The 16660-nt window shown below is 65.9% G+C and carries 22 protein-coding genes; 6 read left to right on the top strand and 16 right to left on the bottom strand.

Annotated features, from left to right (window positions below; all coding sequences use genetic code 11):
- Positions 1-177: 177 nt before the first annotated feature.
- Together NMB41_RS21865 and NMB41_RS21860 are read right to left on the bottom strand one after the other, a co-directional pair.
- Positions 178-330, bottom strand: a complete 153-nt coding sequence (locus tag NMB41_RS21865; RefSeq protein WP_494379879.1) for a hypothetical protein — start codon at positions 328-330, stop codon at positions 178-180.
- Positions 327-518, bottom strand: coding sequence for a hypothetical protein (locus tag NMB41_RS21860; protein ID WP_494379878.1), 192 nt, complete (start codon positions 516-518; stop codon positions 327-329). Before NMB41_RS21860 ends, NMB41_RS21865 begins: the two co-directional genes overlap by 4 nt.
- A gap of 232 nt (positions 519-750) precedes the next feature.
- Between NMB41_RS21860 and NMB41_RS21855 the strand changes: the two genes are divergently transcribed.
- Complete coding sequence (locus NMB41_RS21855; RefSeq protein WP_494379877.1) at positions 751-1236, top strand: DUF3016 domain-containing protein; 486 nt, start codon at positions 751-753, stop codon at positions 1234-1236.
- Between the two features lie 29 nt (positions 1237-1265).
- On the opposite strand, the gene NMB41_RS21850 is transcribed toward NMB41_RS21855, so the two are convergent.
- From NMB41_RS21850 to mepK, 8 genes are all read right to left on the bottom strand, one after another.
- The gene (locus tag NMB41_RS21850; protein WP_494379876.1) at positions 1266-2288 is read right to left on the bottom strand and encodes a hypothetical protein; all 1023 of its coding nucleotides are present in this window, start codon (positions 2286-2288) and stop codon (positions 1266-1268) included.
- Positions 2289-2308: 20 nt separating this feature from the next.
- A complete protein-coding gene (locus NMB41_RS21845) occupies positions 2309-2797 on the bottom strand; it encodes a hypothetical protein (protein ID WP_494379875.1) in 489 nt (162 codons plus the stop codon).
- Between the two features lie 13 nt (positions 2798-2810).
- Positions 2811-3386 (bottom strand): RNA polymerase sigma factor, encoded by a 576-nt coding sequence (locus tag NMB41_RS21840; protein WP_494379874.1) that lies wholly within the window; start codon positions 3384-3386, stop codon positions 2811-2813.
- Between the two features lie 53 nt (positions 3387-3439).
- A complete protein-coding gene (locus NMB41_RS21835; RefSeq protein WP_494379873.1) occupies positions 3440-3883 on the bottom strand; it encodes a thioesterase family protein in 444 nt (147 codons plus the stop codon).
- A 9-nt stretch (positions 3884-3892) separates the two neighbouring features.
- Entirely contained in the window at positions 3893-5371 is a 1479-nt protein-coding gene (locus NMB41_RS21830) for a PQQ-dependent sugar dehydrogenase (protein ID WP_494379872.1), read from the bottom strand.
- An 89-nt stretch (positions 5372-5460) separates the two neighbouring features.
- The gene (locus NMB41_RS21825; RefSeq protein WP_494379871.1) at positions 5461-5763 is read right to left on the bottom strand and encodes a hypothetical protein; all 303 of its coding nucleotides are present in this window, start codon (positions 5761-5763) and stop codon (positions 5461-5463) included.
- Positions 5760-6572: a hypothetical protein gene (locus tag NMB41_RS21820; RefSeq protein WP_494379870.1), complete on the bottom strand. Its 813-nt coding sequence runs from the start codon at positions 6570-6572 to the stop codon at positions 5760-5762. The genes NMB41_RS21825 and NMB41_RS21820 overlap by 4 nt, the downstream gene beginning before the upstream one ends.
- Positions 6572-7108: a peptidoglycan L,D-endopeptidase MepK gene (gene mepK / locus NMB41_RS21815; protein ID WP_494379869.1), complete on the bottom strand. Its 537-nt coding sequence runs from the start codon at positions 7106-7108 to the stop codon at positions 6572-6574. The genes NMB41_RS21820 and mepK overlap by 1 nt, the downstream gene beginning before the upstream one ends.
- A 156-nt stretch (positions 7109-7264) precedes the next feature.
- Here mepK and NMB41_RS21810 point away from each other — a divergent pair, with 156 nt between their 5' ends.
- Both NMB41_RS21810 and NMB41_RS21805 read left to right on the top strand, forming a co-directional pair.
- Positions 7265-8407, top strand: a complete 1143-nt coding sequence (locus NMB41_RS21810) for a PQQ-dependent sugar dehydrogenase (RefSeq protein WP_494379868.1) — start codon at positions 7265-7267, stop codon at positions 8405-8407.
- 78 nt (positions 8408-8485) lie between these two features.
- On the top strand, positions 8486-9076 hold the full coding sequence (locus tag NMB41_RS21805) for an isochorismatase family protein (protein WP_494379867.1): 591 nt from the start codon (positions 8486-8488) through the stop codon (positions 9074-9076).
- Positions 9077-9109: 33 nt separating this feature from the next.
- Here NMB41_RS21805 and NMB41_RS21800 read toward each other — a convergent pair whose 3' ends face one another.
- Positions 9110-10096 (bottom strand): LLM class flavin-dependent oxidoreductase, encoded by a 987-nt coding sequence (locus tag NMB41_RS21800; protein WP_494379866.1) that lies wholly within the window; start codon positions 10094-10096, stop codon positions 9110-9112.
- On the opposite strand from NMB41_RS21800, the gene NMB41_RS21795 reads away from it, so the two are divergent.
- Together NMB41_RS21795 and NMB41_RS21790 are read left to right on the top strand one after the other, a co-directional pair.
- Positions 10095-11363: a serine hydrolase domain-containing protein gene (locus tag NMB41_RS21795; protein WP_494379865.1), complete on the top strand. Its 1269-nt coding sequence runs from the start codon at positions 10095-10097 to the stop codon at positions 11361-11363. The genes NMB41_RS21800 and NMB41_RS21795 overlap by 2 nt on opposite strands.
- 168 nt (positions 11364-11531) lie before the next feature.
- Complete coding sequence (locus NMB41_RS21790; RefSeq protein WP_494379864.1) at positions 11532-12122, top strand: hypothetical protein; 591 nt, start codon at positions 11532-11534, stop codon at positions 12120-12122.
- Between the two features lie 85 nt (positions 12123-12207).
- Here the strand turns inward: NMB41_RS21790 and NMB41_RS21785 are convergent, their stop codons facing one another.
- The 5 genes from NMB41_RS21785 to NMB41_RS21765 form a co-directional block, all read right to left on the bottom strand.
- Entirely contained in the window at positions 12208-12543 is a 336-nt protein-coding gene (locus tag NMB41_RS21785; protein ID WP_494379863.1) for a zinc ribbon domain-containing protein YjdM, read from the bottom strand.
- Positions 12544-12645: 102 nt separating this feature from the next.
- The gene (locus NMB41_RS21780) at positions 12646-14085 is read right to left on the bottom strand and encodes a methyl-accepting chemotaxis protein (protein WP_494379862.1); all 1440 of its coding nucleotides are present in this window, start codon (positions 14083-14085) and stop codon (positions 12646-12648) included.
- A gap of 72 nt (positions 14086-14157) precedes the next feature.
- Positions 14158-15090, bottom strand: coding sequence for a bestrophin family protein (locus tag NMB41_RS21775; RefSeq protein WP_494379861.1), 933 nt, complete (start codon positions 15088-15090; stop codon positions 14158-14160).
- A 58-nt stretch (positions 15091-15148) separates the two neighbouring features.
- Positions 15149-15727, bottom strand: a complete 579-nt coding sequence (locus NMB41_RS21770) for a lipocalin family protein (RefSeq protein ID WP_494379860.1) — start codon at positions 15725-15727, stop codon at positions 15149-15151.
- A gap of 142 nt (positions 15728-15869) precedes the next feature.
- On the bottom strand, positions 15870-16379 hold the full coding sequence (locus NMB41_RS21765; RefSeq protein ID WP_494379859.1) for a host attachment protein: 510 nt from the start codon (positions 16377-16379) through the stop codon (positions 15870-15872).
- A 146-nt stretch (positions 16380-16525) separates the two neighbouring features.
- On the opposite strand from NMB41_RS21765, the gene NMB41_RS21760 reads away from it, so the two are divergent.
- Complete coding sequence (locus NMB41_RS21760; protein ID WP_494379858.1) at positions 16526-16660, top strand: hypothetical protein; 135 nt, start codon at positions 16526-16528, stop codon at positions 16658-16660.

Raw genomic sequence — 16660 nt, 5'->3', positions numbered from 1 at the left:
CGATACCGTAATGGGTCGATTCAAGCGATTAGGGGAAACTACTTAAACATTCAAGCCTGAATCGATTGTATTACGGTGAAGCAGCATTAACAACAGGCAATATATTGGGACGCAATGCAATGATTACAGAATGTTGGGTGGATGAGTCACATTTCGTCAGGTATAGCGTTTCTGACCCTAGGCATCGCCCATCACGTCGGCGCGCCAGTCGTCCTGGCTGTCGAGCTCGGCTTCGATTTCGCGCACCGAACAGGCATAGAAGTTCAGGACCTCGCCCTCCGCGGTGCACAGGTAGAGGCGCGGTGGCTTTCCCTCGCGTTCTTCGTTCACCCGTAGGTGCCAAACAGCAGGAAGTGGATGCGGATCGCCATGTTCGGCAACTCGATCAGGAAGTGCTTGCCCCAGGTGCGCAGCGACACGATGCTTTGGCCGAGAAGGCGCGTGGGGTCGAGCTGTCCCGTATTGCCGCCGGCCTCGACGATCTGCTGGCCGACGAAGCGTGTTGTTTCTTCTTTCAAGATGACGAGTGACGGTCCTTCTGGCACGGTCGATCGTCCTTGCAGGCAAGTGTGCGTATGCATAGCTGCGACGGCTGTGCCATGACTAACAGAGCATGGAAGAAACAGACCAGTAGCCACTAACAATCGGATACAAAATTTACTTGCCGTAGATGCTGCCCCGATCGAAGCGGCGTATATTTGAACAATGTAATCAAGCTAACGAAAGTGAGGGATCACCATGAAGGACGTCATGCGAAAACTGGCCGTGAGCGGCCTGTTGGCATTGGCCGCCGGCGCCGCCTCGGCTGAGGTGGGCGTCAATTTTATCGAGCCCGGACGCTTTACCGACTTGCCGTTCACGGAATGGGACCGTAAGGAAGTGCTCAAGGAGCTGACCGAGCATTTCACCAAGCTTGGCGCCAGGTTGCCGCCGGGGCAAAACCTGCGCATCGATGTGAAGGATGTCGACCTTGCCGGCCGTATGTATCCAAGCCGCCGTGGCCAGGACCTGCGCGTGATTCGCGATGGGGCCGAGTGGCCGCGGATCGACCTGCATTACGCCATCGAAAGCAACGGCCAGGTCGTGCGCAGCGGCGACGCGCAGTTGCGCGACATGGCCTTCATGCAGCACATTGGCCGTTATTCCGATGGCGACAGCCTGCGCTACGAAAAGCAGATGATCGACGAATGGTTTTATTCGACCATCGCGCCGCGCGAACGGGCTGCGCGGCGCTGATGGGAATGCCGGCCGTTGCCGGCATTTTTTTATTCCCCGCTTTTCCCCGGCGCACGCCTGCCGAGCTCGCGCACCTGGTAATTCGACGGCACCGCGAACAGCGCCGCGTCGGGTTCGCCGCGCTTGATGCCCTCGAGGCGGTAGACGTAGTCGCCGCTGCGCGGGTCGCTGTGTTTCGAATACAGCGTCACCTGCAGTTCCGGCGAATACCAAGTCTCGTCGGCCACCACGATCGGATTGCGGTTGCCAACTTCACCGGCCGGGATCTCATAGCTGCGCAGCTTGCCTTCGGCCTTGACGCCGTCGAACTCGCGCGTGCCGAGATCGCGGCTGACCGATTTGCTGGCCCATTTCATGTCGCCCAGGGCGCCGGAGACGGCGCCGGCAATCATGGGGCCGAGCGGCGAGACGGGGCCGATCGGGGCGCCATCCGCGCCAGGCGCGCGCGGTGCGCGGATCACGCGCACGATTTCTCGTTCGCCATTGCGCTCGCCCTCGCGCCGGACATCGATACTGCGTTCGACATCGATCGCCACACGATCCCCCGCCTGGCGCTCCAGGGCCGGCAGGCGGCCGTCCCTGCGCATGCGCTCGACGTGGACGCGGGCCTTGTCGCGCGCGTCCTGGGCGATGCGGGCCAGCTCGGCGCGCGAGGGCAGGCGCTGCGCCGTGCGTTCCTGCGGATTCAAGATCCAGACCATGCCGGCGACCGGATCGTTGATCGTTACGGTACGCAATTCGCCCTTGTCGTTGCTCACTTCGTGACGCGTGCGGCCGGCGCTGTCGCGGTAGCTGGCGGACTGCGTGCGCCGCTCGATCTGATTGCCATCCGGCAGTTGCTGCAGCCGCTCCGAGACGGCCCTGGCGCTGTAGGGCGCATTCTTGATGGGCTGGGCATGGCCACGGTGCATGACGCGCAGTGCGTCGCCGTGGCCGTGGAGCAGGGTGGCGTGCGGCGCCGGGGCAGGGGCCGGCGCCGGGGCTTCCTCGGCCAGGGCGGGCGGCAGCAGGCAGGCGAGCAGGGCGGCAAGCAGCAGGCGGTTCGGGTTCATGGTGTCCTCGTGGTGGGTGATCAATCGATGGAAGTCAGGCGCAGCGCAAGCGGCTCGCCGCTCGAACCGACCAGCATTTCGGCGCGTACCGCGTCGCCTGCGTTTTCCGGCGTGACCGGCAGGCCGAAGGCGGCCAGCATGGTGCGCGGCACGCTGGTCTCGACCAGGCGCGGGGCAGGTTCTTCGTCGATGCGCTCGAAGGAATCGAGGGCGATGAAGGCGGCGCCATTGTCGATGCGCACCAGGGGACTGGCCCCGGGCAGGCCGTCGGCCAGCTGGGGCGGCATCAAGAGCAGCCCCAGCACGCCCGCGGTGACGGCAGCGCCCACGCCGGCCGCGCTCCATTCGAGCAGCCCGAGGCGGCGGTACCAGGGCCGTTCGCGGGCGAACTGTTTGCTGAACGCTTGCATCAATTCCTTTTCGACGCAGCGCGGCGTGTCGACGCCGGCGAGCGAAGTACGCAGCTGCGCCAGGCGGGCGTCGAGGTCGGGAGTGGGTTCGTGGTCCATGATCGGGTCCATGCTAGTGGGCGTCCAGCGCGTGGGCGCGCAGGGCTTTGGCCAGGGCGGCGCGCCCGCGCGCCAGGCGCGAACGCACGGTGCCGAGGTCGACCGCGCAGATGGCGGCAATCTCGAGATAGGACAGGCCGTGCATTTCATACAGGATGACGGCGTCGCGGTAATGCGGCGCCAGCCGGGCCAGCGCGCGGCGCACCTCCTCAACTGCCTCGCCGGCCAGCACCCGCGACAGCGGACAGGCGTCGTCCGGCGCCGGCGCGGCATCCATCTCGTCTTCTTCGGGCAGGGGCGTGTCGCGCCGGCGCGCTTCTTCGTGTTTCAGGATCATCAGGCGCGCCACCCCGAACAGGAAGTTCGGCAGCGAACCGCGCAGGGGATCGAAGGCAAGGCGCCCGGTGAGCAGTCCCATGAACGCTTCCTGCACCGTGTCGGCGGCGGTATCGGCCGAGCCGCAGCGCAGCAGGGCGAAGCGGTAGACGGGACCCTGATGGCGCCGGTACAGCGCGCCAAAGGCCTGGGCGTCGCCTGCGCGCATGCGGCGCAGCAATTCGTCGTCGGAAGTGGTCGGGGTGATGGTCATGGTCGTCTCTCACCCATATCCCGGCAAGGGACGCGAAAAGTTCCAACTATTTCTCAGTCGATCCAGTTCACCCGCTCGAACTTGCTGCGAAACTCGTCCGACATGGCCACGACCTGGCTGGTCTTGTAGTTGTAGAACACGAAACCGGACTTGGCCATGGCGACCAGGGCCTTGTCTTTCGGGCGCGTGATGCGGAAGGTGATGTCGCCGCCGTACTTGTTGAAATCCATGACGCCGACTTCGAACAGCAGCTGGTCGCGCGCGTGCGCTTCGGCGCGGTAGGTGGTGGCCAGGTCGGTGACGATGATGCCGGTGCCGTCGCGCTCGGTTTCGGGGACGCCGAACTCGAACAGGAAACGGGCGCGCGCCTCGGAAATCATCGAGATCATCGAGTCGTTGCCGAGGTGGTTCGCACCATTGATGTCGGTCACGCGCACCGTCAGCGGCGTGGAATAGTAATACTGGTCTTCAGGAAAGTGGAGGTGTAAGCGTGCCATTCCCTGATTTTACAGTGCCTTGGCAGCTGCCGCAGTCCCGGCTTCGCCAGCCCGCACCAGCCGGAAAATGCGGCCGCCGGCACTGACGACATACAGCTCGCCTGCGCCGTCGCGCCCGAAGGAGACGACCTGCCCGGCGGTCAGGTTCCAGTCGCGCTGCTCGCTGATGCCTGCAGTGCTGGCGAAGAAACTCCTGATGAAGCCGAGGCAGTAATCCGAATACAGGTAGCGTCCCGTCAGTTCCGGCAGCGCCGTGCCGCGATAGACATAGCCGCCGGTAATCGAGCAGCCGTTCACGTCGTTCGCGCCATGCTCGTATTCGAAGACCGGCAGCGTCAGGCCGGTACGGTTGCAGGAGCTGGCCCCAAAGCAGGCCGTGCCCTCCATGACGTCCCAGCCGTAGTTCAGGCCGCCCTGGCTGGCCGGGACAAGATTGACTTCCTCGCGCGTCGCCTCGCCGACGTCGGCGATATACAGCTGCTCGCCATCGAAGGCAAAGCGCCACGGGTTGCGCAGGCCGAGCGCCCAGACTTCGGCGCCGGCTGCCTGGCTGGCAAATGGATTGGTCGGCGGAATCGTATACGGCTGCTGGTTGGTGGCCGCGCGCACGTCGACGCGCAGCAGTTTGCCGAGCAGGACATTGGGGTTCCGGGCATTGACGGACGGGTCGCCGCTGCCTCCGCCGTCGCCGGTCCCGGCATACAGCATGCCGTCCGGGCCGAAGGCGACCAGGCCGCCGAAGTGGTTGGTGAACTGCGGATGGGGGATGCGCAGGATGATCAAGCCGGACGACGGGTCGCCCACGTTCGGCGTGGGCGAGCTGGCGTAGCGCGCGACGACGATGTTCTGGTTCAGGTCGGTGTAATACAGGTAGAACAAACCGTTGCCGGAAAAACCCGGATCGAAGGCCATCGACAACAGGCCGCCTTCGCCGCCGGTAAACACGTCCGCGCTGATGTCGAGCCAGGGTTGCGCCAGCGTCACGCCATTGAGCACGACGCGGACCACGCCGCGCCGCTCGAGCACGAACAGGCGCTCGTCGGCAGGCGGCGCGGCCACGAAGGTCGGGCTGTTAAAGGTGGGGCCGATATCGGCCAGCGCCAGCGCGAAGTCGCCGCTGGCGTACGCAATGCTGGCCGTGACGCTGGCGCCCGCCGTCACCACCGCGCTCTGGATGGCGGGGGTGGGCGTGTACAGGATGCCACTGGCATTGACGTTGGAGGCGGCCACGCTGTAACTGCCGGGCGCCAGGCTGGCCAGCGTTTGCGAGCCTGTGAGATCTTGCGAAAAATTGTTTGGACCGGTAACGCGCACGCTGGCATTCACGCCGGCCGGCAGGGCACTGACGGCCACCTGCAGCGAACCGGTGGTGGCCGCAGGCGGGGGCGGGGGCGACAGCGTACCCGGATCGCCGCCGCCGCCGCTGCAGGCGGCCAGCAGGAGCAGCAGCAGGGAAACGATGAGCATCCGTACGCGATCGACCAGCATGATGGGCCCCCACAGGAAACGGAACGTCTGTGAGGTAGATTCTGCCAGCGATGCTGAGCAGGCCGCGCACGCGAGCGCGTTTTACTATCTCAGGGAGTAGTCGGAGCGCGCTGGCGTGTTCTGGCGACGACGCCGGCAGGATCGATCAGCACGACGAATTCGGAAAAGCGCCCGCCGCCCGCGGGTGCCTGGTAGAGCCAGGCCTCGTAGCCGCTGTCGAACACCACGCTTTTGGTCTTGCCGAAGGTGGCCAGCAGTTCGGCCCTGGTGGTGCGCCCCGGCACGATCGTGCTTGCCAAGCGCTCGGCGGCGACCTGGGTGCCTTGCGTGGCCTGGCCGGTGGCGCAGCCGGCCAGCACCAGGCTGGCAAGAAGCAGGGCGGGGAGCTTCATGGGTTTGCCTGCGCCGCCGGGGGCGCGTCCGTCATGTAGGAAAACTCGACCAGCGTATCGTCGGGCCAGGCCTTGTCCCAGAGCGGCGCGTAATACGTGCGGTCGAGCAGCACCTGGCAGTCGCAAAAGCGCAGCATGTCGGGCGTTTGTTCGCCGCCGGCATACAGCATCTTGAAGGGCAGGTCCTCGACCCGCTCGCCGGAGCGCAGGCGCACCCCGAACAGCGCCCGGTCGGCAAAGAACAGGTAGTTGCCTTCGGGACTATTGCAGACCTGCTCGGCGCTCAGCAGCGCATTCGAGAGCCAGGCGAACATCTGGGAATTGTTCGACACCAGCCCGGCTTCGGTGCCGACCCGGCATTCGAGGCGCAGGTCGCCGAGGCGGCGCGTATCGAGCGGCAGGCCCGGGGTGCGGATCATCGCGCGCCAGGTCATGCTGGTGGTCTTGCGGTTGGCCAGCACGGCCGCGTCTTCGCGCAGGGCCTGCTCGTTGCGGGGAAGGACGAAGCTGTTGTCCGGTCCGATCGGTACCGGCACCGAGACCGTGTCGCCGGCCACGCGCAGCGTGATGCCGGTCATGGCGAGGTCAGGTGTGCGGGGAAGCAACTGGAAGCGCAGGGGGGCGTTGGGAGCCAAGGCATGCTCGCGTTCGAAGCGTTCCATGCCTTTGATCATCTTGCGGTAGGATTTGTCGACGGGGTCGCGTGTCGTGGAGACATTGACCCGAGTAACAGGTTCCTGCGCTGCAACCTCACCCGCCGCCGGCAATGCGGCGATGGCGAGGAGGAGGCAGCTCAGGAGGACGCGCATTACCAGTAACGGACGCGGCCGGTGTCCATGTGCACGAACTGCGAGTCCGGGTAATAGCCGACGCCGCCGCCCTTCATCGCCATGGCCGCCTTGTGCAGCTGGGCCAGGTTTTTGCCGGGCATGCGGATGTCGATCGCCTTGCCGTCCATGTGCATGCTGTGCTTGGCCACGCCGCCGGAAGCGGCAGCGAGCTTGGCATTCGATTCCGGCGAACGGTAGCCGGAAATGATGTGCAGCGTTTGTCCGGCGCCGAATTTGTCACTGACGTCGTTGAGCAGGACGATCAGCTTCGGATCCATTTCCGCAATCTTGTCGTTGCGGTGGTCGCGCAGCAGCTTGTTGATATCTTTCAGTGCATCGGGAATGAACTGGCCTTCGGCCCAAAAAACACTACGCAGGCTTTCACCAGTGTGGGTGTTGTACAGGCGCAGGGTGCGTTCGGCGGGAGCGGCCTGGGCAGCTTTGGCCAGGACCGGCATGCCGATTGCGGATGCGAGCACAACAGAGCTTTTGAGGAAAGAGCGTCGCTGGTTCATTGATCATCCTTACGCAAGGTCAGAAACAACGAGTATACCCCGATTTCGCTATCTTTGCAGTTTGCGCGCGACTTTTGCGCCACGATGAAGGTTAATTAACAGCTTTTACAGGAGGTTTGCATGCAATTCAGTCAACAGGTGCGTATCAAACGCACAATGTCAACTCTGGCGTTGCTGGCCGGCGCGGTCGTGCCGGCAATTGCCCAGGTCCAGCCCACGGGCGAGCCGCCTTCGGTCAAAGGCTGGCGCGCCGACACCGTGACCGACGCCCTGCCGCAAGCCTGGGCCATGGCCTGGCTGCCCGACGGGCGCATGCTCGTCACCGGCAAGGAGGGCACGCTGCACCTGGTCACGGGCGGCAAGGTGCAGGCAGTGCCGATGGAAGGCTTGCCGCCCGTCTTCGCAAGCGGGCAGGGCGGGCTGCTCGACATCGCCATCCACCCGGCGGACAAGGGACCGAATGTCCGCGTCTACATGACGCTGGCCAACGGCAGCAGCAGCGAGAACCGGACCATCCTGGTGCAGGGCAATTTTGACGGCAAGAAGCTCGGCGGCATCAAGACCTTGCTGCGCGCCTCGCCTTCGAAAAGCGGCGGCCAGCACTTCGGCTCGCGCCTGGCCTGGCTGGCGGACGGCACGCTGTTGATGAGCATTGGCGATGGCGGCAATCCGCCCCAGCGCGTGGGCAACATGCTGGCGCGCGACCAGGCCCAGAACCTGGGCAGCCACAACGGTTCGATCCTGCGGGTCACCAGCGAGGGCAAGCCGGCGCCCGGCAATCCGCTGGCCGCGCGCCCGGGTGCGCTGCCCGAAATCTGGTCCTACGGCCACCGCAACGTGCAAGGCCTGGTGGTCGATGCGGCGGGACGCGTGTTCGCCAGCGAGCATGGACCGCGCGGCGGCGACGAAATCAACCGCGTCGAAGGCGGCAAGAACTATGGCTGGCCGCTCCAGACCTTCGGCCTCGACTACAGCACGCGCGAACCGGTCGGCAAGGGCAGCGTGCCGGGCATGGTCGATCCGCTGGTGGTCTGGTCGCCCTCGCCGGCGCCCTCGGGCCTGGCGCTCTACACGGGTACGGCCTTCCCGCAGTGGCGCGGCAGCCTGTTCAGCGGCAGCCTGGCCGGGATGGACCTGCGTCGCGTCGAACTCGACAAGGACGGCAAGGCCGTGCGCCAGGAAAAGCTCGACATCGGCAAGCGCGTGCGCGACGTGCGCCAGGGGCCGGACGGCCACCTGTATGTGCTCACCGACGAGGACGATGCGCGCATCCTGCGCATCGTGCCGGACAAGTCCTGACGGTCCTCGCCTGCCTGCCGCGGCCGTGCGCCGCGGCAGCGGCGATTCGCCGATACTCGGTCGCACAAGGAGGCAACAATGGACGACTTTTCGATCGATCTGGCGGGCACGGCCCTGGTGCTGATTGACCTGCAAAACGGCAACATGGCGCGCGACTTGGCGCCGTATTCGAGCCAGGCCGTGCTCGGCAACTGCGTCTTGCTGGCGCAGGAGATGCGCCAGCGCGGCGGCATGGTGATTTTCGTGCGCGTGCTGATGAACGAGCTGCAGATGCCGCCGTCCGACGCGCCGCTGCGCGCACCGGGCGCGCCGGCGCCGCCACCCGACGCTTCCCATCTGGCGCTCGATGCCGGGGTGGAAGCGACCGATGTCGTGATCACCAAGCGCCAGTGGGGCGCCTTCTATGGCACCGAGCTCGACCAGCTGCTGCGGCGGCGCCACATCAAGACGCTCATTCTTGGCGGCATCGTCACGAATTTCGGCGTCGAATCGACGGCGCGCGCGGCCCATGACCGCGGCTATGCGCTGGTGTTTGCCGAAGATGCGATGAGCGGGATCACGGCCGAGGCGCACGAATTTGCGTGCAAGAACACCTTCCGGGTGATGGGCAAGGTGAGGACGACAGCCGAGTTGATCGATGCGCTGCAGGCGGGGACGGGCGAGGCGTAACGCGCGCCACGCGGCGCATCGCCTTCGAATGCCTTACGCCGCGTCCCGCACCTGCGCCGTAATCTCGTAAGACCGCAACCTCGCCGCGTGATCGAAAATCTGCGAGGTGATCATCAGCTCGTCCGCCTTCGTATGCGCCACGAAGGCCTTCAATTGCGCCGCCACCGTCTCCGGTGAGCCGATCGCCGAACACGACAGTACCGAATCGAGCATCATGCGTTCGCTCGGGCTGAGCGCCTCGAGGTAGCCGCGTAATGGCGGCTGCAGGCGCGTCGGACGGCCGCTGCGCAGGTTCACGAAGGCTTGCTGCATCGACGTCGCCTGGAAATGCGCTTCGTCGTCGGTGTCGGCGGCGAACACATTAAACCCCAACATCACGTGCGGCTTGTCCAATTGCGCCGACGGCTTGAAATTGGCGCGGTACAGTTCGATCGCCTGCATCATCATTTGCGGCGCGAAGTGCGAGGCGAACGCATACGGCAGGCCGAGGTGGGCGGCAAGCTGGGCGCCGAACAGGCTCGAGCCCAGGATCCACAGCGGCACGTTCAGGCCGGCGCCGGGAATGGCGCGCACCTGGCGTCGCGGCGAATCGGCAAAATAATCCTGCAGTTCAAGCACGTCCTGCGGGAATTCGTCGGCGTCCGACGCCAGGTTACGGCGCAATGCGCGCGCGGCGATGTGGTCGGAACCGGGCGCGCGGCCCAGGCCCAGGTCGATGCGTCCCGGGAACAGCGACTCGAGCGTGCCGAACTGTTCGGCAATGACGAGCGGCGCGTGGTTCGGCAGCATGATGCCGCCGGCGCCGACCCGGATGGTCGAGGTACCGGCTGCAACATAGCCCATCAGCACCGAGGTGGCGGCGCTGGCGATGCCCGGCATGCCGTGGTGTTCGGCCAGCCAGAAACGGTTGAAACCCCAGCGCTCGCCATGCTGGGCGAGATCGAGGGAGTTGTGGAAAGAAGCACGTGCATCGCTGCCTTCGGCGATGGGCGAGAGGTCGAGTATGGAGAATGGAATCATGCGTTTCATGATACGCCGAAGGATATTTTCTCGCTGGGCGCGGCCGAAAAACGGCGCGCTGCGGGGCGCCGGCACGGTCTGCCTGGCCGCGCTGGCGGGCGCCTGCGCACCGCTGCCGGAAGCAGCGGACCCGTCCGCCCGGCTCGACAGCGCCCAGTTCAGCCGCATCGACGCGGCCATGCACTCGGCGCTCGCCAAGCGCCAATTGCCGGGCGCAGTGTTTCACCTGGAACGCGGCGGCGCCATCTACCAGCGCGCCTACGGCAGCTTCACCTACGAGGCCGGCGCGGCGCCGGTCACCACCGGCACCGTGTTCGACGCTGCCTCGCTGTCGAAGGTATTGGCGACGGCGCCGGCGATCCTGCTGCTGGCGGAAGAGGGAAAACTCGACCTGGAAGGCAAGCTGGTCGATTATTTTCCCGAATGCTCCGGCGGCGGCAAGGAGGCCATCACCATCCGCCACCTGCTGACCCATACCTCGGGCCTGGCCGCCGGCCTGCCGGGCAAACCTGCCTGGCAGGGCATCGAGGCGGCCCACGCCAGGGCCTGCGCGCAAACGGTGACCGACGCGCCGGGCACTTATTTCCGCTATTCGGACATCAATTACATCCTGCTTGGCCAGCTGGTGCGGCGCGTGTCCGGCATGGGGCTGGACGCGTTTGCGCAGCAGCGCCTGTTCGCGCCGCTGCGCATGGACCAGACCGGCTACCTGCCGCTGCGCCGCATGGCGGCAGACGGCATTGCACCGACGCACCGGGCGAGCCGGGGCAGCGAAGCACCGGGCGCGCACGGCGACATCCAGGCCGGGGCCTTGCTGCAAGGCGAGGTGCACGACCCGACTGCTCGCCGCATCGGCGGCGTGGCCGGCTCGAGCGGGGTCTTCAGCACCGTCGGCGACGTCGCCCGCTTCGCGCGCATGCTGCTTGGCGAAGGCGAGCTCGACGGCGTGCGGGTGCTGTCCGCGGCCAGCGTGCGCTTGCTCACCACCGTGCAGAGCCCGCCGGGTATCGGCGCCCTGCGCGGGCTCGGCATGGACATCGACTCGCCTTTCGCCCAGCGTCCGCGCGGCCGTGTATTCCCGGTCGGCAGCTACGGGCACACGGGATTCACGGGCTGCGTCCTGTGGATCGATCCCGGGTCGCGCACGTTTTATGTCCTGCTGTCGAACCGCGTCTATCCGGACGACCAGGCCAGCATTCTCGAGCTCTACGACGCGCTCGGCACCCTGTCGGCACGGGCGGCGGGACTGGAAATTCCGGCCTCTTGACGGTGTCGGATATCTTTCCGACAGGCTAGCGTGCGCTGCTCCCGGAGCGACATCTCTACACTCGGCCACCTCAATTATGTCATTGATATTGTTGAGCTTTACTGGAACGCCCGAACAAGATCCGTCTTGCCAAGGCGTCCCAAAGCCCCCAAACATTAGGAGATGAACATGAAAATGCATAAACTCTTGAAGGGCCTGCTGGCCGCTTCCATCACCGCTGCAATGGCGACTTCGTTCAACGTCAGCGCGCAAACCACGAGCACCACGAGCACCACCGACCAGACCAGCTCGCAAAGCGGCACCCAGGCGAGCGACCAGACCTCGGGCAGCTCGACCAGCGGGACCACGAGTTCGAGCAAGAAGCAGAAGAAACAAAAGAGCAAGTCGCACAGCAGCAGCGGTTCGAGCGGCGCCAGCGGCACCACCAGCGGCACCTCAGGCACCAGCGGCTCGATGGATAGCGGCACGACCGGCACGACCGGAGCCACCGGTTCGATGGGCAGCGGCGCAAGCGGCACCAGCGGTTCGATGGGTACCGGCACCAGCGGCACGAGCGGCACCAGCGGTTCGATGGGCACGGGGACCGGTACCGGCACCAGCGGCAGCACGGGCACCACCACCGATCCGACGGGAACGAGCGGCAGCTCGGGCACCAGCGGCTCGATGGGTACGAGCGGCACCTCGGGGACGACCGGAACCACCGGCACGACGGGCACCACCGGCACCGGCACCACCACGACGGGCACCAGCGGCCGCTGATCCCGTATCCGCAGCACGCCTCGTGCGTGCAAACAAAAACACCAGCCCGCGGGCTGGTGTTTTTTTATGTCACCGTGTCTGAGGCTTACACCTTGCGCACGAATTCCGTTTTCAGGCTCATGGCCCCGAAACCCTCGATCTTGCAATCAATGTCGTGGTCGCTGTCGACCAGGCGGATGTTCTTGACCTTGGTTCCCTGCTTGATGACGCCGCCCGATCCCTTCGGTTTCAGGTCCTTGATGACGGTGACCGTGTCGCCGTCCTGCAAGATGGTGCCGGAGGCGTCGCGGTAGACGCGCGCCGTCTCGGTGGCGCCGGCCTGGGCCGACCATTCGTGGCCGCATTCCGGGCAGACCAGGTTGGGGCCGTCCTCGTAGGTGTAGGCGGAGTGGCAGGTGGGGCAGGGCGGCAGGGAGCTCATGGGGAAGGCGCAAAAGAGAAAGGGCAAGTATATCGCCCCAATGCCTGGCCGGCGTAAAAACGGCGCCCTGGGGCGCCGTGGGGGAGCAGCGGTTTGCGTCGGTCAAGCGTGGCGCAGGGATAGCACCGGGGCGCCGCGTGCGGCACGCCTTGGCGCGGCGGCAGGCGCGGCGCCGTCCTCAAAACGGAAGGTCGACACCAGCGCCGACAGCGCGCGCGACTGTTCGCGCAGGGCTTCCGAGGACGCCGCCGCTTCTTCGACCAGGGCCGCGTTTTGCTGGGTGACCTGGTCCATCTGGGCGATGGCCACGTTCACCTGTTCGATGCCGGCCGACTGTTCCTGGCTGGCCAGGGCGATGCCCGACATGATGGCGGTGACGCGCCCGATGCTGTCGACGATCTCGCTCATCGTGGCGCCGGCGTCGGCGACCAGGCGGCTGCCTTGCTCGACCTTGCCGGCCGAGTCGCCGATCAGGGCCTTGATTTCCTTGGCGGCGCCGGCCGAACGCTGGGCCAGCACGCGCACTTCGGATGCGACAACGGCAAAGCCGCGTCCCTGTTCGCCCGCGCGCGCCGCTTCGACCGCCGCATTCAGGGCCAGGATATTCGTCTGGAAGGCGATGCTGTCGATCACGCCGATGATGTCGGTGATCTTTTTCGACGCTTCCGTGATCGCATCCATGGTCTCGACCACGCGGCCCACGGTATCGCCGCCGCGCCCGGCCACGCTGGAGGCCGATTGCGCCAGGAGGTTCGCTTCGCGTGCATGTTCGGCGTTCTGGCGCACGGTCGCGGTCAGTTCTTCCATCGACGAGGCGGTTTCTTCGAGGGCGCTGGCCTGCTGCTCGGTGCGCGAGGACAGTTCCAGGTTGCCCGCCGTGATCTGGTCGGCCGCATCGGCGATCGTCGCGGTGCCGCTGCGTACCTGGCTGACGATGCCGACCAGGTTGTCGTTCATGTCCTTCAGTGGGCCCATCAGCACGCCGGTCTCGCTGCTGCCCTGCGGCGTGATGCGGCTGCTCAGGTCGCCTTTGGCGACGGTCTGCGCCACCGACACCGCCGTGCGCAGCGGCACCGCGATGGCGCGGCCGATGAAGTAGGCAAAGCCGGTGCCCGCCAGCAGCGCCAGCGCGGCCAGCCCGAGCAGCAGGCGGCGGCCGGCGGCAAAACCGTCGGCGATGTGCGCCGTGTCGGCGGCGACCGTGCGCAGCTGGTAGTCGAGCAGGGTTTGCAGGCTGGCGACGTAGGCATTGACCTTCGGCACCATGTCGGTGGTGAAGAAGGCGGCGGCGGCCTCGGCCTGGCCGTCGGCCTTTTGCTTGAACGCCGTCTTGCGCGCCTCGCGATAGGCTTCGCGGCTAGTCAGCACATTGCCAAACAGCGCGGCGGCGTCTGGATCGCCGGCGACGCTGTCCTTGATCGCAGCCTGCAAGTCGTCGGCGCGCTTCGAGGAAACGGTCATCGCATCGAGGAAGAATTTCTCGGCGGCCGGATCGCTCAGCTTGGCCACTGCCAGGGTGCTGGTGGCATTCGTCTCGATCACGCCCAGCCAGGCCTTTAATCGTTGCCGGAAGGCAAATTCGGCGCGATATGTAGCCTCAAGGCAACGAAGAGTTCAGCGCAGCCAGTACTGGACCGGCAGTAGCGGGGGCGGCAGGTCGGCGTCCCCGAGCGCATCGCGCAGGTCGATTTCGATGGCGCGGCAGAGGGCGTCGAGCGGCAGGTCGTTGGGCAACACGCCGAATGGCTCCTCGATCTCGTCGCCGAGCGCGTCGAGGCCATAAAAGGTATAGGCAACGATTGCCACCACCAGCGGCGTCAGGTAGCCGATCGAATCGACCAGGCCGAAGGGCAGCAGGAAGCAGTACAGGTAGGCGGTGCGGTGCAGCAACAGCGTGTATGAAAACGGCACCGGCGTGTTCTTGATGCGCTCGCAGGATGCGGCAGTGGCCACCATGGCCGACAGCGTGGCGTCGAGGGCGGCGGCGCGCACGCTGTCGAGCATGCCGGCGCGGCGGCAGCGCAGCAGGTCGGCGCCCATTTCCAGCATCAGCGCGTGGATCAGGTTGGGGCGGCTGCGCAAGGCCGTCCATTCGGCGCTCGCCAGGTGGGGCGCGACGTCGGCCGCCGGATCGCTGCAGCGCAGGTGGTGGCGCAGCGCGTGGGCATAGGCGATGGCGCGCCGGATCATGCGATCGCGCAGCATACCGGCGTCGCCTGCGGCCGCGCCCTCGTCGACCAGGCTCAGGCATTGGCGTGCGAAATTGCGGCTGCGCAGAACCAGCTCGCCCCACAGCTTGCGGCCTTCCCAGTAGCGGTCGTAGGCGGAATTGTTGCGAAAACCGAGGAAGATCGCCAGCGGCAAACCCATCAGCGTAAACGGGATGATCGTCAGCTTGATCTTGTGGTCCCACAGCTGGCCGTGGGTCCAGGTGACGGCAACGGCGAGCAGGGTCGTGATCGTGATGCTTTTCCAGATGCTCGGCAGGACCGAGCCGCGCATGATGAGGAACAGGCGCAGCCCATTGGGTCGGTCGCGCACGATCATGGAGGAGTCCGGTTATTGATCACGTAAATACCTGTTCGGTGACTATCACCGGGGGTGATTATTCCTGCGGCGTACGCACCAGCTTGCGCACATCGAAACCCTGTCCCGACAGGCGCGCTACCAGGGCATCGTAAGCCGGTTTGCTCACGGTCGGCGTGCGCGACAGGATCCACAGGTACTCGCGGCCCGGTTCGCTGACGGCGGCCAGGCCGTAATCGCGGTCCAGGTCGATGATCCAGTAGTCGCCCCACACCATCGGCAGGAAGGAGAGCAGCGCCGGCGCGAAGCGCACCTTCAGGCGCGGCGAATTGGCGGGGCCCACCTGGCGCGCCACGCCGATGGCGACGTCGACGCCGCCGTCGGCCAGGCGGCAGCGGTTCTCCACCTGCACCCGGCCGTCGGGCAGGGCGGTATAGGTGGCCTTGGTAAAACCGGCGCACTTGCGCTGGAAACGGTTCGGGAACTTGGCGATCTCGTACCACTCGCCCAGGTAGCGCGGCAAGTCGAGCGAGGCGATGGTGGCCAGGTCGCTGCGCGGGTTCGCCTCATTGCTGGCGGCCCAGGCCTTCATGCCGATCAGCACGACGGATGCCAGCAGGGTGCCCTTGATCAGGGTCGGGGTCAGGCGCTTGTTCATGGTAGTTCCTCTTTCATCGATACCGCCATGGTAGGGCGCAACGGCGAACGCGGCCGCACGAATCATCCGGCCGGGCCGCGCGCGCAGGCGAAAAAAAGCCAACCCTTGCGGATTGGCCTGACGGGCCTGGCCCGGTGCGGCCTTATTCTGCGGACTTGGCCTGGGCCGCCTGCAGCTGTTCGCGCAGCTGGTGGACGGGAACCTGGGTGTAGTCCTTGTTGAACTCCTGCTTGATCACCGCCTTGACGTGCGAGTCGAGGTTGTTGCGCAGGGTGCCGAGAAACTGCGGCGACGCCGAGATGACCAGGCTCTGATAGCGGCCTTCCTGCTGCGCCTTGAGCAGGTATTGCGAGAGGTCCTTCGCAAACAGCTCGGTCTCGTGCTCGGCCGGCGTCTGGTTCGGCTCGTATCCGCTGTTGGGCGCACCGGCGTTGGCATTGTGCTGTGCCCCGCCGCCTTGCGCACCGCCGATGGCGTGGCCACTCTTGCCCGCCGCCAGCGCGCCGATCCGGTCGGTGTTGATGTCCTGGTCGCGCAGGCGCGCGCCGTTGTTGACCATGTCTTCCAATTCTTGCAGTGGCTCTGCTGGACCGTCCTCCGAGAAGAACCTTGCCCGGCCTGCATTGGCCGTGATAATCCAGGTTGTTGGCATGCTACCCCCTGTCAATAATGAAGCGTGAATGATGTTCGCCCGCGCCGCCAGGCAATGTAGGCCTGGCGCGAGGGCAAACGCAAGAGACTGGCGATCGCATACAGATGAGTCCTGTCAGGGCTGGCCAACTTGCGCGCACACCCGGCATGGGCACTGCGCAGCACATCGGCCAACCGGCCGCCGTGACGGTGGGCGGGGCACGGACGGGCATGACCGTCGATGAAAACGGCCAGCGGCCCGATCAGCGTAACGCGATTCATCTGCATTCGATCGTCGCGTAA

The organism is Massilia sp. FBCC-B171, assembly GCF_059134155.1.
Note: the sequence above shows the minus strand (reverse complement) of the source record. Positions and strands in the feature narration are given on the sequence as shown.